Origin of the sequence: Tardiphaga sp. 862_B3_N4_1, from assembly GCF_051811085.1 — a bacterium.
Lineage (GTDB): Bacteria > Pseudomonadota > Alphaproteobacteria > Rhizobiales > Xanthobacteraceae > Tardiphaga > Tardiphaga robiniae.
Map to the genome: position 1 here is coordinate 1,343,769 of NZ_JBPWQB010000002.1, position 22,200 is coordinate 1,365,968.

The 22,200-nt window shown below is 59.3% G+C and carries 26 protein-coding genes; all 26 read right to left on the reverse strand.

Going from position 1 to position 22,200, the window contains the following annotated elements; genetic code table 11:
• Positions 1-408 (reverse strand): flagellar hook assembly protein FlgD, encoded by a 408-nt coding sequence (gene flgD, locus AB8B02_RS23570; RefSeq protein WP_439060104.1) that lies wholly within the window; start codon positions 406-408, stop codon positions 1-3.
• 15 nt (positions 409-423) lie between these two features.
• Positions 424-831: a flagellar biosynthesis repressor FlbT gene (gene flbT, locus AB8B02_RS23575; RefSeq protein ID WP_120288068.1), complete on the reverse strand. Its 408-nt coding sequence runs from the start codon at positions 829-831 to the stop codon at positions 424-426.
• Positions 832-839: 8 nt separating this feature from the next.
• Entirely contained in the window at positions 840-1,187 is a 348-nt protein-coding gene (flaF, locus tag AB8B02_RS23580; RefSeq protein WP_068729866.1) for a flagellar biosynthesis regulator FlaF, read from the reverse strand.
• A 40-nt stretch (positions 1,188-1,227) separates the two neighbouring features.
• Positions 1,228-2,271, reverse strand: a complete 1,044-nt coding sequence (locus AB8B02_RS23585; RefSeq protein WP_089263446.1) for a flagellar hook-associated family protein — start codon at positions 2,269-2,271, stop codon at positions 1,228-1,230.
• A gap of 5 nt (positions 2,272-2,276) precedes the next feature.
• Positions 2,277-3,746 (reverse strand): flagellar hook-associated protein FlgK, encoded by a 1,470-nt coding sequence (flgK, locus tag AB8B02_RS23590; protein WP_231078762.1) that lies wholly within the window; start codon positions 3,744-3,746, stop codon positions 2,277-2,279.
• 32 nt (positions 3,747-3,778) lie between these two features.
• Positions 3,779-5,029 (reverse strand): flagellar hook protein FlgE, encoded by a 1,251-nt coding sequence (locus AB8B02_RS23595; protein WP_068729872.1) that lies wholly within the window; start codon positions 5,027-5,029, stop codon positions 3,779-3,781.
• A 74-nt stretch (positions 5,030-5,103) separates the two neighbouring features.
• A complete protein-coding gene (locus tag AB8B02_RS23600; RefSeq protein WP_439060106.1) occupies positions 5,104-5,589 on the reverse strand; it encodes a transglycosylase SLT domain-containing protein in 486 nt (161 codons plus the stop codon).
• Between the two features lie 43 nt (positions 5,590-5,632).
• Positions 5,633-6,643, reverse strand: coding sequence for a flagellar hook-length control protein FliK (fliK, locus tag AB8B02_RS23605; protein ID WP_439065321.1), 1,011 nt, complete (start codon positions 6,641-6,643; stop codon positions 5,633-5,635).
• Positions 6,644-6,858: 215 nt separating this feature from the next.
• Positions 6,859-8,046, reverse strand: a complete 1,188-nt coding sequence (locus AB8B02_RS23610) for a chemotaxis protein (protein ID WP_439065322.1) — start codon at positions 8,044-8,046, stop codon at positions 6,859-6,861.
• Positions 8,043-9,380 carry a MotB family protein gene (locus AB8B02_RS23615; RefSeq protein WP_439065323.1) on the reverse strand — a complete coding sequence of 446 codons (1,338 nt, stop codon included), beginning with the start codon at positions 9,378-9,380 and terminating at the stop codon, positions 8,043-8,045. Before AB8B02_RS23615 ends, AB8B02_RS23610 begins: the two co-directional genes overlap by 4 nt.
• Before the next feature lies 1 nt (position 9,381).
• Complete coding sequence (locus tag AB8B02_RS23620; RefSeq protein WP_439065324.1) at positions 9,382-10,077, reverse strand: hypothetical protein; 696 nt, start codon at positions 10,075-10,077, stop codon at positions 9,382-9,384.
• The gene (fliF, locus tag AB8B02_RS23625; protein WP_120287542.1) at positions 10,074-11,717 is read right to left on the reverse strand and encodes a flagellar basal-body MS-ring/collar protein FliF; all 1,644 of its coding nucleotides are present in this window, start codon (positions 11,715-11,717) and stop codon (positions 10,074-10,076) included. Before fliF ends, AB8B02_RS23620 begins: the two co-directional genes overlap by 4 nt.
• A 129-nt stretch (positions 11,718-11,846) precedes the next feature.
• Entirely contained in the window at positions 11,847-13,145 is a 1,299-nt protein-coding gene (locus tag AB8B02_RS23630) for a flagellin N-terminal helical domain-containing protein (RefSeq protein ID WP_184512385.1), read from the reverse strand.
• Between the two features lie 222 nt (positions 13,146-13,367).
• Positions 13,368-14,102 (reverse strand): flagellar type III secretion system pore protein FliP, encoded by a 735-nt coding sequence (gene fliP, locus AB8B02_RS23635; protein ID WP_068729883.1) that lies wholly within the window; start codon positions 14,100-14,102, stop codon positions 13,368-13,370.
• On the reverse strand, positions 14,099-14,584 hold the full coding sequence (locus tag AB8B02_RS23640) for a flagellar basal body-associated FliL family protein (protein WP_120287544.1): 486 nt from the start codon (positions 14,582-14,584) through the stop codon (positions 14,099-14,101). Before AB8B02_RS23640 ends, fliP begins: the two co-directional genes overlap by 4 nt.
• Positions 14,585-14,596: 12 nt before the next feature.
• On the reverse strand, positions 14,597-15,292 hold the full coding sequence (flgH, locus tag AB8B02_RS23645) for a flagellar basal body L-ring protein FlgH (protein ID WP_089263698.1): 696 nt from the start codon (positions 15,290-15,292) through the stop codon (positions 14,597-14,599).
• Between the two features lie 5 nt (positions 15,293-15,297).
• Positions 15,298-15,954 carry a MotE family protein gene (locus AB8B02_RS23650; protein ID WP_244558224.1) on the reverse strand — a complete coding sequence of 219 codons (657 nt, stop codon included), beginning with the start codon at positions 15,952-15,954 and terminating at the stop codon, positions 15,298-15,300.
• Positions 15,955-16,019: 65 nt separating this feature from the next.
• Entirely contained in the window at positions 16,020-17,120 is a 1,101-nt protein-coding gene (flgI, locus tag AB8B02_RS23655) for a flagellar basal body P-ring protein FlgI (protein WP_170849648.1), read from the reverse strand.
• Entirely contained in the window at positions 17,120-17,596 is a 477-nt protein-coding gene (flgA, locus tag AB8B02_RS23660) for a flagellar basal body P-ring formation chaperone FlgA (protein ID WP_115032323.1), read from the reverse strand. Before flgA ends, flgI begins: the two co-directional genes overlap by 1 nt.
• Positions 17,597-17,620: 24 nt before the next feature.
• Positions 17,621-18,409, reverse strand: a complete 789-nt coding sequence (flgG, locus tag AB8B02_RS23665) for a flagellar basal-body rod protein FlgG (RefSeq protein WP_089263432.1) — start codon at positions 18,407-18,409, stop codon at positions 17,621-17,623.
• A 9-nt stretch (positions 18,410-18,418) separates the two neighbouring features.
• Positions 18,419-18,739 (reverse strand): flagellar hook-basal body complex protein FliE, encoded by a 321-nt coding sequence (locus AB8B02_RS23670; protein WP_068729891.1) that lies wholly within the window; start codon positions 18,737-18,739, stop codon positions 18,419-18,421.
• Between the two features lie 2 nt (positions 18,740-18,741).
• On the reverse strand, positions 18,742-19,158 hold the full coding sequence (gene flgC, locus AB8B02_RS23675; protein ID WP_089263697.1) for a flagellar basal body rod protein FlgC: 417 nt from the start codon (positions 19,156-19,158) through the stop codon (positions 18,742-18,744).
• Positions 19,159-19,169: 11 nt separating this feature from the next.
• Positions 19,170-19,547 carry a flagellar basal body rod protein FlgB gene (flgB, locus tag AB8B02_RS23680; RefSeq protein ID WP_092141368.1) on the reverse strand — a complete coding sequence of 126 codons (378 nt, stop codon included), beginning with the start codon at positions 19,545-19,547 and terminating at the stop codon, positions 19,170-19,172.
• A 93-nt stretch (positions 19,548-19,640) separates the two neighbouring features.
• On the reverse strand, positions 19,641-20,717 hold the full coding sequence (gene flhB, locus AB8B02_RS23685) for a flagellar biosynthesis protein FlhB (RefSeq protein ID WP_093757675.1): 1,077 nt from the start codon (positions 20,715-20,717) through the stop codon (positions 19,641-19,643).
• Positions 20,718-20,729: 12 nt separating this feature from the next.
• Positions 20,730-21,767 carry a flagellar motor switch protein FliG gene (locus AB8B02_RS23690; RefSeq protein WP_093757676.1) on the reverse strand — a complete coding sequence of 346 codons (1,038 nt, stop codon included), beginning with the start codon at positions 21,765-21,767 and terminating at the stop codon, positions 20,730-20,732.
• A gap of 27 nt (positions 21,768-21,794) precedes the next feature.
• The gene (fliN, locus tag AB8B02_RS23695) at positions 21,795-22,193 is read right to left on the reverse strand and encodes a flagellar motor switch protein FliN (RefSeq protein ID WP_175369216.1); all 399 of its coding nucleotides are present in this window, start codon (positions 22,191-22,193) and stop codon (positions 21,795-21,797) included.
• Positions 22,194-22,200: the final 7 nt, after the last annotated feature.

Here is a 22,200-nt window from a genome sequence, read left to right on the forward strand (position 1 = left end):
TCAGCTAATGGTAATGCCGGGCCCGAGCTGGACCTTCGTACCGTTTTCGAGCGTCGCAACTGCACCGCCCTGGATGATATAGACTTCCTTGATCTTGCCGGTCGTGCTCGTTCCGCTTTCATCCGTGAACGAAGCGGTGCGGCCGATCAACCCTTCTGCCTGGGTAATCGCGCTGGTCGACAGCAGCGTATCGAGCTTTGCATTGGTCTGAACCGCCTGCTCGACGGACGACAGCTGTGCAAGCTGGCTCATATATTCGGTTGAATCGGTCGGATTGGTGGGATCCTGGTTGCGCATCTGCGCGATCAGAAGCTGCAGGAAGCCGTTGTAGTCGATCATGTTGGTCGACGACGTCGACGTCGTCGTACTTGTGGTGGATTTCGCGGTATCTACGCCGTTGACGATCATCTCGCTCTCCCTGGGTTAGGCCACGACCGGCAGCAGCATGTCGGCGCCGCTCAGGATCGCCTGTTCGACTTCGAACAGAGCCCGGATCTTCCGCAACGCCTCGTAATAACGTTTAGCCTCGACGAGCTCCTCGATCGCATCGAGGCCCTGCAACAATTCCTTGTTATCGGCCGCCGCGTAGATCGCGCAGCGCTGATGTCCAAAGACCGCACGCGCCTGTTCGATATCGCTCGGGCTCATCAACATCAGTTGCACGACGAAATAGAGCTGCCTAAGCGGCGTTGTCGCATCGGCGACCTGCATGACCTGGCTTTCTAGCAGGAAAGTCACGTCGTTGATCAGCTCCAGTGTCACCTTGCGGTCGACCCGCAAAACTGCGCCGTTAATATAGATTTTCTCGCCCGATCGCAGCGATATGCACATTGGCTTCTTCATGCCAGCGAATCCCGGATGACGATATTGATCGCAACGAGATCGCTCACGTCCGACAACTGCCCTTCCCGGAGGCGCTCGGCTTCCTTGATGACCCAGAGACCAATCGAAATCAGTTGCGCTCGCAACTGCTCCGGCAGGCCGTTTCGCGGATTCGACAGATCTTGTATGAAGAAGGTCCAGAGATTACGAATATAGAGTAGGGCATCAGTTTCTTCGGATGAAGCAAGCGCTCCGCTCTGGATTTTCTGAAGTAGTTTAATTCCGTGATTGAGCGCTTGTTGTTCCCTGGATCGCGCCTCGCGGCCGCTATCCTCGATTTCCGCGTCGTAACCTGCCAATGTCATTTCAATCGATAACCTGTTGCTTCATAGATCAGCCCACCTATCAGAGATAATTGAGGATGCTGAGGTTCTGAATTTGCGCGGTCAGCGCATGCGACATCTCCAACTGATTTTTCAGAGAGTTGACCCGGACGGATGCCTCTTCCGGATCGACCACTTCCATCGCGTTGATCTGCTTGTTGACGATGTCGGTCTGCACCTTGAGACGACTGGTTGCATTTGTCGTCTGTTCCTGCGCGGTGCCGAGGCGTGCACCGACACTCGCGAGGTCGGACACCGAACCGCCGACCAGCAGCAGCGCCTTGTCTGTAACGGCCTGGAACGCGCTCTGATTCAGAGTTTCCAGACCAAGCCCGCTGAGCATCGTGTAGGCCATCGCCAGGTTCCGGAATGCCTTGTCATTGGCGCTGGCGGAGGAATCGACGGTTTGTGTCGTAGAGATGCGACTGCGCATGACCTGATCGGATGCCGAAGACCAGTTCGTTCCCCAGGCCGGATCGTCGAATTCGGTCGCAAACGCATTGTCGAGGAAGTTATTCATGGCGGCGGGGGTGATATTTACGGCAGCCACGTCACCGGGCGGAAAACCAAAAGCGGCAGTAAAGGCCGCATCGATTGCCGTCTTGCTGGCCGAACCGGTCTGATAAGGCGTCATCGGCTGTTGCGCCGTGTTGATGCCGGCGAACAGATATTGCCCGTCCATCGAAACATTGAGCGTCGTAAGAAGCGACTGGAGGTTCGACGCCGCCGGCTGGGCGATGATGACGCCGCCATTTGCCGAATTTCGCGCCGCCAGCAGATCCTTCTGGAAGGACTGTGCCGTCTCGATCAATTGCGAAACACGCTCCTGCGTGACGTCCAGGCGGGCACTCACGAGTGCATTGGTATCGACGATTTTCTCCATATCGAGAAGCTCCGCACGCAGGGTCACGTCGCGACCCGTGAGTGCACCAAGACTCCCCCCGACGTCAGCGAGTCTTCCTGTCGTCGCCTCCTTGGTGGCCTTTGAGATCGCCACCTGGCTTTTCGACGCGGAGATGCGCAGGGTGGTCGAGATCGAGTTCGATGAAATGAAATTTGTAGCCATATCGATTACCCCACCGCCATCAGAAGTTCTTTCAGCATGTCGTCGATCGTTGAGATCAGTTTCGACGATGCCGAGAAAGTGCGTTCGACCTGCAACATGAAGGTCATCTCATCATCCATGTTGACGCCATTGACGTTCGACAACGCATCGGCGCTGCGCTCCAGGAGCGTCTGGCTATAGGTGGCGTCGTCGCCGACGCTCTTGCGTTGCGATTCCAGCCAACTCACCGAGGAGCCGGCAAAGTCGATGAGGCTGCCGCTAGGCTTGCCGAGCGCGGCCGGATCATAGGTTCGGGATGCCGCCATGCCATCGACGAGGCCCTGAATGCGGGCGAAGAAACCCGCCTCACCGCCGGCATTGTAGACATAATTGACGCCATTGATCCCACCATCGCGGATCAGGCTCGGATTGCCGCCAAGGGCCTGATCGACCAGGGCCGTCACCTTGATCGTCCCGGCGAGCCCGGTATTGATCACGCCCGTGGTCGGCATTCCGGGTCCACCGGCATAGGTGAAGAGGCCGGTTTGGTCTGGTCCAGCGGCAGCACTCTGATCCTTCTCGGCAAAAATCTCGATCACGGCGCGCGCAACTTCGTCGAGCTGATTCTGATAGGTCACCATCTTGTCGTCGCGAAGCGTCGCGAGACCAGCGAGCTTGCCGGAGCCGATCGGCATGATCGCGTTAGCGCCGGTAACGGGAACGCCATCGACGACCACAGCGTTACCCGTTGTGGCGGCCGTGTAGGAATTTGTCGGAGCGAAGGTTACGGAGCGAGCGGTACGCTCGAACAACGTGACCCCGGAATCCGTATAGACAACCATGTCATTGTTTGCGCGGGTGGCAAACGTGATCCCAACCTCCTGGGACAGCTTCGACAGGATACTATCGCGCGTATCAAGGTAGTCGGTGACGTCGGAGCCGGAGATCGTTCCCTTGATGATCGCCGTATTAACCGTCTCGAATTGCGCCAGAAGCTGATTGATATTCCCGACCGACGTCGCCATTTCGGCGTCGGCATCCGCGCGGACAGTCTGCACGGTGTTGGTCGAATCGTTCAGCGATGCGGCAACATTTTTGGCCGCCGTGACGGCAGAATTCGCGAACGTTACGTTATCCGGCGCCGATGCATATTGCTGCAGGGCGCTTTTCAGCTTGGCCAATTGCGCCGCGGCAGACTGATCGAGCTCGGGGTCGTCGATGGTGACAGCCGCAACCTTCTGCAGACCGTTGTAAAGGGCATCCTGCTGTGCGGTGTTCGATACCGCCTTGACGACATTGTTGAACAGACCGGCGCTGGCGGCCCGCTGAATACCACTGACATAGACACCGCTGCCCGGCTGGGAAACGATCAGAGCATTCTTGCGGGAGTAGCCGTCCTGGTGCAGGCCGGCGACGTTGCGCGAGATGACGGAAGACTGGACGCCCGACGCCATAAGCGACGAGCGGGCCGAATTGAGTGCGACCGTAAGTGACATTGGAGACTCCCGTCAGTGATCCGCGCTGTGTGCTAGCGCTTCAGGTTGACGAGTACGTCGAGCAGGTCAGCGCCGGTCTGGAACACCTTGGAATTCGCGGTGTAGCCACGCTGCGACTCGATCATCGCCGTGAGCTCGTTGGCCAGATCGACGTTGGATGCTTCGAGCGCTTCCGGCTTGATGGTACCGAGACCGCTATTGCCCGCGAAATCGACCTGGATGTTGCCGGAGTTGGTGCTGATCGAATAGACATTCCCGACTTCGGGCGAGAGATTGTCGGGACTCGGTACCGTCGCCAGCGGGATCTTGTAGCTCGCGATTCGCGTGCCGTCGTCGAAGATCGAATACATGGTGCCGTCTGAGCTCACCTCCACACGGTCGAGCGCGCTCGGCGCGTTGCCGTTGGTCGTGGCCTTGAACTGGAACTCGTCCGCGACCTGCGTCATACTCGACATATCGAAAGTGACGGGCGAGCCGCCCGGGATTGTGAAGGCCATCGAGGTCGGGCTCGCGGCAGCGAGGCGGCCCTTGCCTGTGGCACTGACGTCGAAGGTAAATGTCTGGGTGGTGCCCAGCTGCGACCCGGCTGCATAGGGGAAGCCGCCGCCTGCTGCCGCGCCTGCGCTGTTGTAGATCTGCACATCCCATGTATTGGCGGCTGTCTTGAACATGTACATGTCAAGTTTCACCGCATTTCCAATATTATCGTAGGTGATGACCGACGTTTTCGACGTAAAGTTCGGCGGTCCGGCGCTGATCGCAGCATTGGAATCCAGGTTGGCGCTACTGATGCCTGCCTGGGTCGTCGGATTTCCCAGCAAGGACTGCTGCGCGATGTTTACGACCTCGAGATTGCCGAGGCCGTTGGCAACGACGTTCGGCTGGGCGCCATTCTTGATGTTGTAGCCCATCAGATAGTAGCCACCGGTATTGTAGAGATTCCCCTGGCCATCCGGAACGAAAGAGCCAGCGCGCGTGAGGTAAGGCGTGCCTCCTGCGTCGCTGACAACAAAGAATCCGTTGCCCTGGATCGCCAAATCGGTCGCGGACGTCGTGTAATTCATCGTACCGGGATCAGAGATCGCGTAACGAACCTGCGTCTCGACACTACCGGAATTGTAGTTTCCGGTTCCGCTGCGAAGGATCAGAGAGGAGAATTCCGTCGAGGCGCGCTTGTAGCCCGTGGTATTCACGTTCGCGATATTGTCAGCGACCGTCGCCAGTTTGTTCGACTGCGCGTTCATGCCGGAGCCGCCTGTGCGCATCACCCCATACAGACTCATCGATTATCCTCCGTTTCACGTGTGAAGTATTAGAGTTGAAGTTGCTTGCGCGAGGCTGGCGGTTATCCACAGGGTCATCGTGACGCAGTGCGCTCGGCGCAAAAATCTCGGGCCTTGCTCGTCCACGACCCAAATCCGCTCGCGACAAGGCTGCCGATAACACTGCAGATGTAGCGTTTTTGGCCGACAGTATTGGTCGGCCCAGCATTGTAGCGCGCGACAGCCATCGTCCAGTTTCCCTCGCGCTCACGCAGGTCTTTCAGAAATCGTGCGGCGTAGTCGACATTGCGCGCGGGATCGAACATCGCCTCTACACTTGGAAATTTTTCCCCGTGATAGCGATGATTGATCTGCATGCAGCCGAGATCGACCAGCTTGGCGCCCCTGCTCTTCTCCTCGGCGAAACGCGCAACGGCATTGCGCAGATCGGTGGCGAGCACCGTCCGGCCATCGACATTGAGCGCATAGGGATTCAGCACACCCTTGCGCCCGGTCTCGCTGAGACCGACCGCAAAGAGAACGCCGAGTGGCACATTGTGGCGGCGTGCCGCGCGCGCCATCTCCCGTTCGCACGGCCCCTCGGCTCGAGCGTCCGTTACAGCGCTAGATATAAACAGTGCTGCTGCGAACCCGATTACTATTCTGATCCTGCTGCCGCTCCGACGACCTTGGCGATTGCTCATGATCCTGCCTGTTATGCCGTGCGCCGCTCTGCGCATCGCCGGACGACCGGCCCGAAGAACCACCGTCCGCCTGCGATCCGCCTGACGACGGCAGCGAAGAACGTTGATCGGACGGCGCTTGTTGTTGCTGTTGCTGCTGACCGTTGTTCAGATTTGCGTCGGGGGTGCGGGTATGATCGATCGCCGCGATGTCGAACGTGTAGCCAGCCGACTGCATGGCGTCGGTGAGCGCACCGCGCTCCTGCCGCAGCATCTGCGTGGTTTCGTAGCGATCCGCAGTGAGATGAATCTCCACGGAATCGCCGGCAAGCCGCATCTTCACCGTGACAGAGCCGAGATTGGGCGGATCGAGTTCGAGCGTCATCATGCGCACCGGCCGGCTATCCGCAGCTTTGTTCGTTTCGAGCCCCGGCGCGTCAGCCACGCGAGCCCCTTCAGGTGATGCGACGGTCACCAGATCAGTAGCCATCCGATCGACCATCTTCTGCAGCGTCGTCACCTGTTGCACGGGTTCGAAATGCGTCTCTTGCTCACGGACGACCGCCTTCGCAACCGGAAGCGGCTTGGTATCCGTCGTCTCGACCGCCAACGTAAATCGTTGCGTGGTGGCCGCATCGGCGTCAGGCACGTCGGCTGTTGCGGCGTGAATGAGCTTTGTGGGATCGCGCGGAGCATCATCTGCCTTCACGTCCGATACCGAAATGCGAGACGCCGCCTTGTCATCACTTGGCAAAGGTGAGTGTGCGTGATCGAGTTTGGCCATTACCGCGCTAAGCGCGGGATCCGGTCCGCGCCAGGGTGCAGATTTTGTCGCGCTCTCCTCGCCCCTCGTGGCCTTTGAATCGTCATCATCGGATTGGTCGTCACTGACGTTAGGTTTTTGCGCGACCTCACCCGTCAATTCCGCAAGAACGGATGCCGCGTCGAGCACCGGCTTTGCGTCAACGATTTTCGCGTCATCGGCTGCCTTGGCGACATGCGGCGTGACTGTTTTGGACTCCTTTGAGATCAGGCGGAGCTGCTCGCGAAAGTGATCGGCCTTCTCCTTGCCGTCCTTGGCATGGGCACCGCCGTTCAATCCGCCTTTCGTCCCAGCCTTTCCGGCCGCTGTCTGGCGAAGCGCTGCCATCAGGAGATCGGCATTGTTCATCGGGTTCTCTCCTTTAATTGTTCCTGCGACGCATCGAGCAGCTTTTGCGCGCGGTCGACGGCGGCGAGAGAGCGGCTGAAATCAATGCGCGGCCGCATGGCCGTCTTCACTTCGCTGCTTCCGTCGCTCTTGGCCTTTGCCTCCGGCAGTGCCTTTCGAACATTCAGTCCAATGGCAAGCGCCGCGGTTTGCAGTTCGACGTCACGTTCGGACAGTTTTGCCTTGTCGATCTGCTCAAGCTCGGCGATTGCCGTACTGTGTGCCGATGTGGCGACGCGTGCCGCGGCGCGATACAGGCGCGCGCGGACGCGCTCGACGCTATCGTCATCGGACAATGCAAATACACGGTCGGCGGCAAGCACGGTCATTTCAGTCTTGCCGCGAACCAATGCCGTTCTTGCAATCAGAAGATAGAGTGCCCGCTGGCTCGCCCGATCGAGATGATCGAGCACGGCGACAAGACGCGGGAAACGATCGGGGCGCTGCACGAAGCTGAAGCGTGCCACAGAGAGCGCAAAGCGCTGACGGAAATTGCCCGCATAAATGGAATGCCGATATCGGCGAAAGTAGCGCACCGCGAGGGCTTCGAACTTGTCGAAGTCGTCGTCCTGTCCGACGATGAAAATCTCCCGACGCAGTGCCGCTTCCTCGACCAGCGTGCCCGGCATCATCAGCCGCACCTCGTCAAGCAATGCGATCGCGACCTTCAGGTCGTCCTGTGCAACCAGTGCCGATTGCACCAGCGCGATCTCGGCACCGAGTGCCGCAGGCAGGCTACGTGGCTTGATATTGGCGAGCTTCGACTTCGCTTCGTCCGTGCGCCCTTCGACATAAGCGATGGCGCCATCGACAATAGCCTCGTCAATATTCAGCACGTTGCGGGAGCGGAGGCTCGCAACCACTTGCGGCGACCCACCACTCAAGAGGAAGGTGACAGCTGCGCGCGAATTGCGTGGTTCCTTCCAGACGGTAGCATCGGCTTTCAGAAAATTCTCACCCAGGCGCTTCAGCAGGGCGGGTTGGGAATTGTGAGCGTCGAGATCGCCGCGCGCGATCTGATCTTGCAGCATCTGCAATGAACGAACCATCTGATACGGCTCGCGCATTTGTTCGTCGGCCGGCTGCGCATGTGCGCTGCCAAGACAGGCTAGAAGCGTTGCTGCAATTATCCTGGCGCTGGTCATAGCACGGGAGCACGGATCAGAAGCTCGATCCGCCGGTTCTGCGCGGCAAGCGGGTCGTTCTGAATTTTCGGCCGGCGGTCCGCATAGCCCTCGATGCGCTCGACCCGCCCGGCGTCGAGGCCGCCGCGCACCAGCATGTGATACGCCATATGCGCACGCGCGGTCGAAAGCCGCCAATTGTCATATTCCGACGTGCGATAGACACGGCTATCGGTGTGACCACGCACGATGACCTGGCCGCGGTTCTGCGCAATCATCGGCGTGATCTTGTCGAGCGCACGAACGAGACCGGGCGTGGGCTCGGCCGAGCCGTTGGCAAACATTCCGTAGTTCACGTCGTCCGTCAGATTGATCAGAAGTCCTTCGGGGGTTTCCCTCACTTCGGCCACCGGACGCGCCGGTCCAATGGCGGCCAGCGCCGCCGAAATTGCGGCCTGGAGCTTGGCGGCGTCCATCGGTTGGGCTTTTTCTTGCTGGGCGGGCGCCTTGTCAGGCTGCGCCGAGGATTTGTCAGCCGGCGCTGCAGTCTTGTCTGCCTGCGCCGGTTGCGGACGACCCGCTGCCGGATTGGACTTGTCGCCATCGTCGGCAAACAACCCGGCGGGCTTCGGTGCCTCCTGCTTGTCGGATTTCGCGGGAGTTGAATTCGATCCGGACATCTCTTGCCCCGGGGTGCCGGTGGCATCAGGCTTGGCATCGAGCGGGCGCGGCTCCTGACCCTCGCTCGCCGCGGCAGCAACATCTTCGCCGAATGGTAGGCTACCCGCGTCCTTGCGTCCCGACAGCTTCTTCTCGAGCGACGAGATCGACGCCATCGGCCAGTTGATCGGATCGAACGGATCTCGATAGGCCTCCCCGCCCTTCAGCCCTTCTTTGCGATTTGGGTCGAGCGCCGCGCTGGTCTGTCCCGGACGCGGAGGACCGCCGGCAATCTCCGAGAGTACAGCATAAGGATCGCGAAACAACGTCGCCTCGCCATAGCGTGGCTGCGGAGGCTGCGGGCGCGCAAGCGCATCCGTCGGCTGACCTGGCTCCGGGTGCGGCCACTTGCTCTCGCCTTCCACGGCCTTGCCGGGGTCAACCCGCCGGGCATCGTTGATGCCCTTGCGATCCGGCGTCGAGTCCGTCAGCTTGATCGGGTTGAAGTAGGTGGCCACGCTTTCGCGCGTTTCCTGATTGGTGGCATTGATCAGCCACATCACCAGGAAGAATGCCATCATCGCCGTCATGAAGTCGGCGTAAGCGATTTTCCAGACACTGTTCTTCGTCTCGCCGCTCTCGAGCGAACTGCGGCGGCGGATGATCACTATTTCTGGCGGAAGCGGATCGGCCATCTCAGCTCTGGACCGCCATCTTCAGTCGTTCGGTCCAAACCTTGAGCTGAGTCTCAAGCACGATCTGATCAACGACAATCGACGCTTCCGCCTCGGGGCCGACACGCAATTCCGATGCGATTGCACGTACGCCGAGCTTGCTGCGGATCAGTTCGAGCAGCTCCGATGGGCCTGTGATGCGCAGGACCGGGCGGCGGCTATCGGTCGTGATTGACGACAGATGCTCGATGAACGCAGTGACGGCCTGTTTCTGCACGGCGTTACTGATGAGCGGCTCGAGAAGTCGAGCCGCTACGCCGGCGATTCTTCCCTGCAATTGATCACCCATTTCGGCGATATCGCCGACGAGCTTGGCCGCCGTTTCTTTGAGCAGTTGCTGCCGTTCTTCGGCGGCCTGTGCCGCAAGTGCCTGCTTCTCCTGCTCAATGCGCCGTTCGAACTCGGCGAGTGCACTCGCATAGCCTTCGGCGCGACCGCGCTCATAGCCATCATCCTCCTGCACGAGGGGCGGCTTTGGATGCATCTGCGGCTGCGGTTGAAACGACGGTTGCTGCTTTGCCTTCTGCAGAAGCGGCTGATGTTGCGGCTGCACGCTGGAGTGATGCAGATGGTCGAACGGAACGACGCGGCTGCGTGTTTTCGGCGGCTCCGGTCGATCGAAATCGGCGATCAGACGTGCGACTTGCTCTGCGCTCATACCGCTTCCTCTTGTCTGATCCATTGTTTCAGAATCGCTGCCGCCTGCTTCTCATCAAGCTGGATGATCTGTTCCAGCCGCTTCTGTGGCGTATTCTGCATACTGCTCGAGACATCCTGGATAAGATTGGGCGGAGCCTCGCCTCCTGACAGAGCCGCGGCCGCCATCGTGCTGCCGCCACTGAGCAGCGCATTCGTCTCCGCCTGGAACTGCGTTGTCTCGTCCGTCTTCGCGCTGGCCAGGATCGTATTGATCGCGGGGCGCAGACCGAACCAGATCAGCATGCCGGCCACGGCTAGAATGGTGATGGCGCTCACGAGACTGCCCGCTTGGCGCATCATCACCTCTGTGAAGGTGATCGACGGCACCGGCGCGAGATCGCGCGCACCTTCCATGAATTCGACCGCCGAAACCTGAATCTGGTCGCCACGCGGGCGATCGATGCCAGCTGCGGTCGCAGCAATCTGCGAGATCTCCGCGACCTTGGCTTCGATCGCAGCATCGCTCACCTTGTCGCCAAGGCTCGCAATGAGACGCGGCCGATTGACCAGAACGGCAAGGAACATCTTGTTCACCACGAAACCATCGCTCGTGGTCGTCACCGTCTTCGACGAAACTTCGTAATTGGTGATGTCTTCGCGGCGCTGCTTCTCGTCATTCTGATTCTTGGCGCCGGTCGCATTGACTTGCTGATCTGGCAGGTTCTGCTGAACGGTTGTCGGCTGCTGCCGATCGAGGCTCTGCGACGTTTCCTTCTCTCGCACAGCGCGTACGGAGCGCTGCACCCGCGAATCCGGATCGTAGACCGTCTCATTGGTCTGTTTCTTGTCGGTCGACAGCTGGGTTGCAACGCTGACCTCAAAATTATCGAGCCCCAGATAGGGCGTCAGTGCCCGGCTGACATTCTCCTGGATCGAGCGGCTCACAACCTTCTGCAAGTTCGCCATCGTGGTCGGCGTTGCCCCGACGCTGCCGCTGCCATCATCATCCGAGAGCAGCGACCCGTCGCTGTCGAGCACGGTGACCTTGTCCGCGGTCATCCCCGGCACGGCCGCAGCCACGAGATGGCGCACCGAACGTGCCGTGCGTGCATCCGCCGGACCATCCGTTCGCAATACGACCGAAGCCGACGGCGGCGACTGCTCACGCCGGAACGAGCCGCGCGCAGGCATCACGATATGGACGCGGGCTGCCTTGACGCCTTTGAGAACCTGGATCGTCCGCGCAATCTCGCCCTCGAGCGCACGCACGCGCGTGATTTCCTGCATGAACGACGTCAGGCCTAGCGAGCCAATCTTGTCGAACAGCTCGTAGCCGCCACCGGTAGTGCTGGGCAGACCCTTGTCGGCCAGCAGCGTACGCGCCTGCGCGGTCTGTCCGGGACGAACGTAGACGGTATCGCCCGCCGTATTCAGATCGAAAGCGATATTCGCGTCGCGCAGCACCGAGCTGACACGCGTCACATCCTCGCGGCTAAGACCCGAATAGAGAACATTGTATTCCGGTCGGCTTATGTAGTACGCGCCGCCGCCAACGCCGCCAAACACAGCGAGGCCAACCACCGCGAGCAAAATGAGACGCTTCGTACCCAGCTCAAGCAGATTGTTCCAGAGCTTCTGCGCGTGCTCGCGATTGACCATAAATACCCCTGCCCACTTCCGAATCGATCATCGATTGCGAAGCTTGTCCGAGGGTTACGGAGAGCTGGAAAGCGAAATGGCCGCGACCTATGACGGTCGCGGCCATTCCCATTCACGATGCGAGAGCGATTAGCCGCGGAACAGCGACAGGATGCTCTGGCTGCCGGCGTTGGCGATCGACAGCGCCTGGATGCCCAGCTGCTGCTGCGTCTGCAAGGCCTGGAGGCGGGTCGATTCGGCGTTCATGTCTGCGTCGACGAGCTGGCCGATACCGCGATCGAGCGAGTCGGTCAGAGTCTTCACGAAGTCCTGCTGCAGACCAATGCGGTTCTTGATGGCGCCGAGATTGGTGGCGGCATCGGTGATCTTGCTCAGCGCTTTGTCTGTACCAGAGATGTAAGTCTCGAGCGCAGTCAGATCGGAGGCGCTATCGGTGAACTTCGAGATGTCCAGATTAGCGACGCTGAAGGTAGTCCAGCCACCATTCTTGTAGACGTCGTAGGTCTGGTCGAGAACGCCTTTTTGGGTCGCCACATTGGCGGTAGCCGCTGGCTGTAACGCAACGGTACCGCCGGTCGCGCCACCATTGGTGCTTGTGGTGGCGATCGAGGTCGTGCTGGCGTTCTTGATCTCAAGCGTCTTGCCATCGGCATTGACACCAACAGTGAGGCCCTGGATGCCCAAACCGTTAAGTGCCTTGGCGATGTCCTGAACCGTGGAAGTCTGCGACACGTTGATCGTGGTCGTCGTGACAGCTCCACCAAGAGGCGTGACGGCGAAAGCGATCGTGCCCGTGGTCGTCGCGGGCGGGCCAGCCGCACCGACGGTGGCCGGATCGAAAACGAGGGTCGACGTCGTGGCGGCAGCGTGAGCCGTGATGTAGGCGGCGTCCAGCGTTGTATCGTAGAGCTTGATGGCGTCGAGGTCGATGGTGAGCGTGTCCACCGAAACGACACCGCCGGCGCGGGAGAAGGACGACACGACCGACTTGGTCGAGTTGTAGGTGGGGTCCTGTGAGTCGACCGAGATCCAGTTTTCACCGTTGAACACGGCCGAGTCGGCGGTGTTCTTCAGCTGCTTCTGGAGTTCGGTGATTTCACTCTGGATCTTGGCGCGGTCAACACCCGGGGTACGGGCAGCAACCAGTTTTTCCTTGATCGACGAGACGACGTCAACCGTGCCTTCGAGGCCGGTATACATCGTGTCGATGGTCGCAGCGCCGAGACCGAGAGCGTCCTGCACGGCGCCCAGAGCCTGAACGTCCGAACGCATCGTGGTAGCGATCGACCAGTAAGCGGCGTTGTCCGACGCGGTCGCCACGCGATAGCCGGTCGAGATGCGGTTCATCGTGGTGGAGAGGTTGGCATCGACCGAGCGCAGAGTCTGCAGCGCGGTCATGGCCTGGGAGTTGGTCATCAAGCTAGACATCGTATGTCCCTTTAATTTGATTGATTTGCTGGGGACATACCGGACTTTCACCGGTACGAGAGGGCGGCATCATGCCTTTGGAATGTCGATATCTGATCGACCCAACCTGTCGTGAATTGCAAGCTAGCCGCCAAACCTTACCCAAAGCTGAAGGGAGCGGCCGCTCGTATAGTTAACAGCGATCATTTGATTCGTCACTTACCTTGTGATGAATCAAATGATCTAGAGAAACGACTTCACAAGACCAACTGCGAGCAAATTCCAGCCGTCGATCAATACGAAGAATAGTACCTTGAACGGTAGCGCGAATACCGTGGGCGGCATCATCATCATGCCCATCGACATCGTTAGTGTTGCAACGATCATGTCGATCACCAGAAACGGCATGACGACAAGAAATCCGATCTCGAATGCGCGGCGAAGCTCCGACACCATGAAAGCCGGAATGATGATTCGCAGATCGATCCGCTGACCTTCGAGTTTGATCTTCATACTTTCGGCAGCAAGGTTCTCGAAGGTTTGCAGATCCTTTTCGCGTACGTGCTGCAGCATGAAATCCCGAAACGGATCTGTGACACGCGAATAGGCTTCCTGCTCTGTGATCTCATTCTTCATCAGGGGCTGAAGGCCGTTCTGCCACGCGCGATCGAAGGTCGGTGCCATCACATAGAATGTGAGGAACAGCGCAAGGCTGATCATCACGATATTGGCCGGCGTGGTTTGCAGGCCAAGCCCTGTGCGCAGGAATGAGAGTGCGACAACGAAGCGCGTGAAGCTCGTCACCATGATGAGTAGGCCCGGCGCCAGTGACAGCACCGTCAGCAGCGCGACCATCTGGATGATTCGGCCGCTCGCACTACCCTCGCCCTGCGGAAGCAAGGTCGACAGATCCGGAACCTGCGCCACTGCAGCCGTCGGCAGAAGCACCAGGAGCAGGATCGGAATGATACGCTTCATTGCACCACCAGCGTCTCGATAATCAACTCACGAACCCTGCCGCTCGAACGCGTAAGCGCGCGCTCATTCAGGTCTTCGCGCAGATATTGCAGGCCGCGGGCACCCTCGATCTGCGCGGGTGTGAGCGTGCGCAGATAGGCTGCAACATCCTCACCGATGCGAGCGACCACGATGCTCGCCTCCTCCTCGGTCAACTTATCGGTTACGATCGATGCCTCCATGCGGATCCAGGCATTTGGCGGCGCCGCCAGATTGGTCACGACCGGCGTGATCTTGCGCAGACGATCATTGGCATTGAAGGCCGACGAGATCGGTTTCTCTGGGACTTCCTTCTGGCTTTCACTGATGCGCTGGAACGTCGACATCAGATGCAGGCTTGCCAGCGCTCCAGCCCCGACCGAGAGCGCCGTAACAAGCAGCAGGGCGCCAAACCACTGCATGAATCCCGGGCGCTGGCCTTCATTCGCTGTGTTATCGGCCATGATCGATTCCCATCAGAACGGCGCGACCTGGTCGTAGACCTGTTGACCCCAGTTCGGCTGCTGCACTTCCATGGACCGGCCGCGCCCGCCATACGAAATGCGGGCTTCGGCGATCTTCTCATAGGCGATGGTGTTGTTGCGGCTGATATCGATCGGACGCACGATGCCACCGACATTGACGATGCGCATTTCGTAATTGACGCGCATCTCCTGCGAGCCGCTAACCAGGAGATTTCCGTTCGGCAACACATCGACAACGACTGCGGCCACCGAGAAGCGCACTTCTTCATTGCGGTCGATCTTGCCAGCGCCCTTGTTCGATGATTGGGATTTGACGTTGGTGTCGAAATTTCCGGCCGATAGCCATTTGGCAATATTGGCCGAATAGTCGGACTCCACCTTGATCTGCGAGTCCCGCGACCGATCCGTCTTGTTGTCGAGAATCGCCTTGTCGTTCATCAGAATATTCACGGTCAGAAGATCGCCGACCCGCGTTGCCCGCGAATCACGATAGAGGTCCTTGCGGTCATTCCAGATCGAGTGAGGGCCCGCGCTACGATACGCGCGCCGCTCGATCGGAATTGCGCGCGCATCAACCTGCATACCGTTGCCGATCGGCGACATGTAGGGCGCCTGGCCAACCTCGGCGAGATTACTGGCGCAACCGGTCAGGCACGACAGTGCGACCGGAATCAGAATCACTCTCAACCACATCATTTCTTGGCTTTCCCGTCGTCGGTGCGACGCATCCCGGCAAGCGTGTCAGCGAGATGTGCGCCACGTGCCGGTTCCATTTCATTGAGGATCGCGCTGGCAACGCGAACGCGCAGCTTGGCGAGAACAGCAGCTGCCGTGTCATCAGCCATGCTGGCAATCTGCTGCGCCGCAGCTTCCGGATTCATGCGCGAGTAGATTTCGACGACGTTATCTTCCGCCTTTTTGAGGAATTCTTCGCGCAACTTCAGCCATTCCTCATATTCGGCACGCTTGGCCTCAAGTTCGGCAATGCGCAGCTTCAGCTTGGATTCCGTCGCTTCCAGCTCTTTCTGCTGCCACGCCACCCGGGCATCGAGTGCCTGGTCTGCGATATTGCTGCAAAAGCGCGCGACGTCGGATTCCTGGGAGTTCGCGGCTGCGCTATCCTTTTTGTCGATTGCGCCCGTGATCAGCGCCGAATCGGCTGGCGGACGCACCACCGGGTCCTGCTTGTTGGCAGCCGGGCGTGGGCGCGCGACTTGCGGCGTCTTTGCAAATTCACCGAGGTTCAGCGGCTTTGAGAGCTTCTGCTCGGGTTCGGCCGATGCCTGTGTGGACAGCACCATACCGACCAGCATGAGAAACTTGATCGATCGATTTGCGACGCGCGCCATTCGTGTTCTCGTGATTCAGCTGAGCGAGCGTTGCACGCTTTGGCTTGCGTGACGCTGACCCGGGCTTACTGGATGACGAGTTCCGCTTGCAGCGCGCCGGCCGCCTTGATCGCCTGCAAGATCGCGATGATTCCCTGCGGTTTCAGGCCGATCTGATTGAGACCACGCACCAGGCGCTGCAAATCTGCCCCGCGCAGAATTGCGATCTTGGCGCCAGGCTCATTCGCTTCGATGAAGGTCTGCGGCACCACCACGGTCTCACCGCGCCGCGCAAACGGCGACGGCTGCGATACGATCGGCGCCTCGGTGATTCTCACGGACAGATTGCCATGGGTCACCGCGACCGTCGAAATCTGTACATTCCGGCCGATGACCACTGTTCCCGTACGTTCGTCGACCACGACCCGCGCCGGCGTATCCGGCTCGACCAGCAGTTCCTCGATCTCGGCGATAAAGCGCACCGGCGAGGTGCCACGCGGTCGGGACAGTACGATAGTACGATAATCCCGTTCGAAGGCTACGGCCTTTTGGTAACGGCCACTGCCGTGCGCGTTGATCGCATCCATGATGCGCGTTGCGGTAACGAAATCCGGGTTTTTTAACTCAAGGATGAGCGATTCCATCTCGCTGAAACGCCCCTTGACCTCACGTTCGATCAGCGCGCCATTTGGGATACGGCCAGCTGTGGCCACACCCTGGCTGAGCGTTTGTGCAGCGCCTTCAACGTTGTAGCCGCCTACGGCGATAGCTCCTTGCGCGACGGCATAGGTTTCACCATCGGCGCCGCGCAATTGCGTCATCACCAGCGTTCCGCCAAGCAAGGATGATGCGTCGCCCAGCGACGAGATCGCGACGTCGATTCGCGAACCACCTGCGACGAACGGCGGCAGGTCGGCCGTCACAACGACGGCGGCCACGTTGCGCGTGCGCAACGAGGTGCCACGGATATTGATGCCCATATTGTCGAGCATCGATTGCAACGATTGTTCGGTGAACGGCGCGTTGCGCAACGTGTCACCGGTACCCTTGAGGCCGATCACAAGGCCATAGCCGAGGATTTGGTTCTCCCGCACGCCCTTGAGATTGGCGATGTCCTTCACACGCACAGCGGCATCTGCCGCCGAGATCGAAAGCGAAAGCAGGAGACCGCAAAGGAGACGCAGCATCATCCGTTCTGAATCCGTACTGATCCGTCCTGCTGGACGATGCCCCGAATCGTAACGCCGGTATCGAGGTTGCGAAGCTGCACCATCATGCCGGCACTGCCGGACTGCAGGGATGTTGCATAGGTGACGATAATGAGCCCATCATCCTCGACGAGCACCTTCACCACAGCCCCGCGGGTGACGGCCTTCAGATCTTCGAGACCGTTGATCGGAATCAGGTGCCCCGCCAACAGTGTACGACGCGCAATGCGGCCAACGAGGGACGCACGGTCGTTGATGAATGCACTTGCGCCCTGAATATTGGGCGCAAAATTGCGATCCATGATCATTTCATCCCTGATGACGTCACCGGGATAGATCGCCGTGGCCGGCACGGGATAGCGGACGGCATCTTCCGCAGCATTTGCGACGCCTGCGATGCCGGCCGCGAGCACGAAGCTCGCGAGCCAGCGGGTGACGATGGTGACTGCGCGCATCAGGCCGAGATCCCGTTCTGTGGATTACCGCATGCCCTTCGAAATGGTCGATGCCATCTCGTCAGCCGCCTGGATGACCTTGGAATTCATTTCATAAGAACGCTGCGCCGATATCAGCTCAGTGATTTCCTTCACCGGATCGACGTTCGAACTCTCGAGATAGTGTTGATGCAGCTTGCCGTAGCCAATGTCGCCTGCGAAGCCCACAACGGGCACGCCGGATGAAACCGTCTCGCGATAGAGATTTCCGCCGAGTGGGTCCAGACCGGCTTCATTGGAGAAGTTCGCGAGCGAGAGTTGCCCGAGCTGAACGGGCGCAACGGTCCCGTCGACCTTCGCGAAGACTTGGCCGGACTCGTTGACAGTGACATCCACGGCATTCTGCGGGACAATGATCGCAGGCGTCACCAGATAGCCGTCCGGCGTCACCAGCTGGCGGTTTTCATTCAGGTTGAATGCACCGGCGCGTGTGTAGAGCGTCTCACCATTCGGACCGGCGATCTGGAACCAGCCGCGGCCATTAATGGCCATGTCATAAGTGTTGCCAGTCTGCGCCATGGCGCCCTGCAGATGCAGCTTGCGCACGGCAGCCGAACGCACGCCGAGACCGAGCTTTGCGCCTTCAGGTACTGCGCCCTCACCGCTTCGGTTGGGAACGCCCTGCGCGCGGTCGATCTGATAGAACAGATCGGTGAATTCCGCGCGGGATCGCTTGTACGAGGTCGTATTGATATTCGCGATATTATTCGCGATCACTTCGACATTAAGCTGCTGCGCGCCCATACCGGTGGCAGCAATGGCCAGAGCTCTCATGATTAAACCTCAAATCGCCATTCGGCTGACTTCTTGATACGCCTGAACGACCTTGTCGCGGACGGCGACAGCCATCTGCAATGACCGTTCGGCAGACATGACCGCCTCGACCACCTTCTGTGCGGAGAGCTTGCCGTGGATGGACTGGATTGACGCGGCTTCGCCGGCCTTGATCGAACCGATGGCATCGGCTGCGACCTGTTCGAGGACGTTGTTGAAACCGACGGTGGCCGCACCAGGTTGCACCGCGGGTGTCGCGGAATTGATGACTTCGCTGGTTTTGGCGAGCTCACCAGCACTGCTGATGACTGAGGATACCGCTTCAAGCATGGTTAGCTCCTCAAGAGATCGATGGTCATCGACACCATGGATCTCACTTGTTTGATGACCTGTAGGTTGGCCTCGAAGGACCGGTTGGTTTCCCGCATGTCGCCCATTTCAATCAACGAGTTCACATTGGGCAGCTTCACGTAACCGGTTGGATCGGCAGCCGGGTGGCCTGGCTCATAGTCCACGCGGAACGGCGCCTGATCGGTTCCGACATCCTTCACCTTGACCATGCGCACACCAGCGGCACGGTCCATCTCGGCTGTGAAGGTCGTGGTCTTGCGGCGATACGGATCCGAGCCTGGCGTGCGGCCGGTTGAATTGGCGTTAGCAAGGTTCTCCGACACGACGCGCAAGCGGGTCGACTGCGCTTCGAGGCCGGAACTTGCGATCTGAACAGATGCTTGTAACGGATCAATCATCGTCATTTCCCTCAGGTCTTCATGCTTGTCATGAACATGCGATGAAACGATTTGACGATCGCCGTATTCAGTGAATAGTCGCGATTGATATCGCCAGCCTTCAGCATCTCCTGCTCAAGGCTGACAGAGTTGCCGGAGTGCACGGTTTCCCAGCTCTTCTCCTTGCGCATGCCCTGGGCCTCAACTGAAGAACCGGTCGTGATATGCGCCGGTGACGTCACCGTCACGGGCACGACCTTCGATTCAATAATCTTGTTGAACGGCTCGATGTCCTGCGCGCGATAGCCCGGCGTGTTCGCATTGGCGACATTCGCCGAGATTGCGGACTGCCGCAGCGACAGCCATCGCTCATGCGATGAGGCAACATCGAAGAGATAGACGGGTCCCACTTATCCCCCAGGCAAACATGATTCCTTGATCATGGTTTACAAATGGAAACTTGTCCGAGGCTGGAGATGCGCATCACGACATGCGCGGAGCGCTTACGCGTTCGTCTTCTGCTTTCGCGAATGCAGGAAGTAGATGATTTCCGCGACAGGGCGGAAAAACTCCGACGGAATCATCTTGTCGATGTATGCGACATCATACATCGAGCGCGCCAGCATCTTGTCTTCCACCACCGGAACACCATTCTTCTCTGCGATTTCCCTGATCTTCAGCGCGATCAGGTCCTGCCCCTTTGCAAGCACCGTCGGCGCAGCGTCTTCGCCCTGCTTGTACTTCAGCGCAATCGCGTAATGCGTGGGGTTCGCGATCACCAGCGTGGCGCGCGGAACGGCCGCCAACATCGACTTGCGAGCGCGATCGCGTGCCAACGAACGCAACCGTGATTTGACGATCGGATCGCCTTCAGCCTGCTTGAACTCGTCCTTGATCTCCTGCTTCGTCATGCGCAGTTCGCGGCGCCAATGGAAGCGTGCCCAGACGAGATCGAGCGATACCAGGACAATGGTCGCAATGCTGATGGCGGAGACGAGCCGCATCGCGGTAGTCAGCACTAATTCCGGAACGGCCGCCGGATCGCTAAACAATGCATTCACGGCCACGGCCTCCTCAGCCCGCAGGACGATCATCACGACCAGACTGATAGCAACGAACTTGAAGACCGACTTTCCGAATTCCACACGTCCCTGCGCGCCGAAGATTCTGCCCCAACCTTTCGCTATTGAGATGCGCGAGGCTTCCGGCTGGATGCGATCGAACACAATTCGCGGTGCGTTCTGCAGGAAAGATGACGCCAGCCCGGCCAGCATCAGGACGATAACAATCGGAATAACCAGTCCCGCCGCACTCATACCGACCGCGGTGAGCAACTCAATAGCATCCGTTCCATTACGGATGCGGATGCCCGACGGATCGTCGATCAATCGGGCTAAAGTGAATGTCAGTTTTCTGACGTTGTCGGTGGTCAGAAAGCTTTGAATAATCAGCAGTGCGAGCATAGAGGCGAAAATCGGCGCTTCGCGCGAGACCGGGATTTGGCCCTTCTCGACGGAATCACGAACCTTCTTCTCTGTCGCCTCTTCGGTTTTACTGTCCTTATCGGGTTCGTCAGACACAATGCTCTATCTTCAGGTGAATACCGGCTGATCTTCTTGATCGGGGTTGAGTTCAATTTCGCCGCGTCCGGCCATATCGAGCGCAAGATCGGTAATGGCGCGCCGGGCATCCAGGATCTCGCGCTGATTGGCGGGGATACCGTTTGCCAGTTCGTGATCCACCAGACGACGGGTGCGTGAGGCGAGCGACGACAGAATGAGCTCGCGGAATGTCGTATCCGATCCCTTGAGCGCCATCACCACACGGTCCGTCGGCACCTGATCGAAGATCAGCATGCGTGCCTTGGCGGTCAGGTTCACGATGTCGTCGAAGGTAAACAGCATGCCCTTCAGAATCTCGGCCGACTTCGGCCGCGATTCGGTGAGGTTCTTCAGCGATTCCTCCATCTGCGTCCGCTCCATCTTGTTGATGATGTCAGCCATGCGCGGATAGGTGTCGGATGCCAGGTTCCGAGCGAAGTTGATCATGAAGTCTTCGTGCATCGTTTTCTCGATAATGCCCATGGCATCCTCGACAACCGGCTTGAGGCTAAGCATGCGCCGCATCAGGTCGTGCCGGATATCCGGCGGAAGATGACTCATCACGCGGGCAGCACATGCCGGCTTCACCCGCGAGAGAATGAGTGCAGCGGTTTGCGGATGCTCCTTGAGAAGATAGTTGGCGAGCAGGCTTTCCGAGACGAGAGAGATACGCTCCCAAACTGACTTGGTCTTGTTGCCCAGAACTTCGGAAATGATGTCAGTAATCTGTTCCGGCGGCAGCACGCCGTTGAGCAGCTTCTCCAGCTCACCGACAGTGCCGAAGATATTCGGACCTTCCGAGAAATTCTGAGCGAATTCCTCGATGATCGCCTCGAGCTCAGGCCCCGAGATGGGCTTGAGCTCAGCGGCAGCGCGCGTGACCAGTTTGATCTCTTCGGGATCGAACTCCCGAAGCAGGCCGCCCGAGAGCTCACGCCCCATGGCCAGCAAAAGAGCTGCCGCTTTCTCGGTACCACCCAGCGGTTTGATGCTGGTGCCGGCGCGCTTAGCAGGTGCATTGAATGCCATTAGGAATATCTCTTTGGGAAAATCTCTTTAAGCGTCCGGATCCCCGGCCGCTCCTCCGACGATTTCCGTCAGCGATACACCGAAACGCGAATTTTCGTCTTCCACGACCACGACCGCACCGCGCGCAACGATGCGTCCGTTGACGACGACTTCGACAGGCTCGCCCACACGGTGATCGAGCGGAATCACTGCGCCACGGCCAAGCTTCATCAGATCCGCGACCGGCATGGTGGCTGAGCCGAGCAGCACCTGCACGGTGACCGGGATGCGCAGGATAGGTTCAAGATTTGTCAGCCGGCTGGTTTCCTCGGCAGCGCGAGCCGCGAGATCTGCCAGTTTGCCGAACGACGCGCCGTCAGCCTTGAGCGGGTCGCTAGCTGTAGCGGTCGCTGCGCTTACTGGATCGATATCGAATGGTTGCTTCATATCCCCT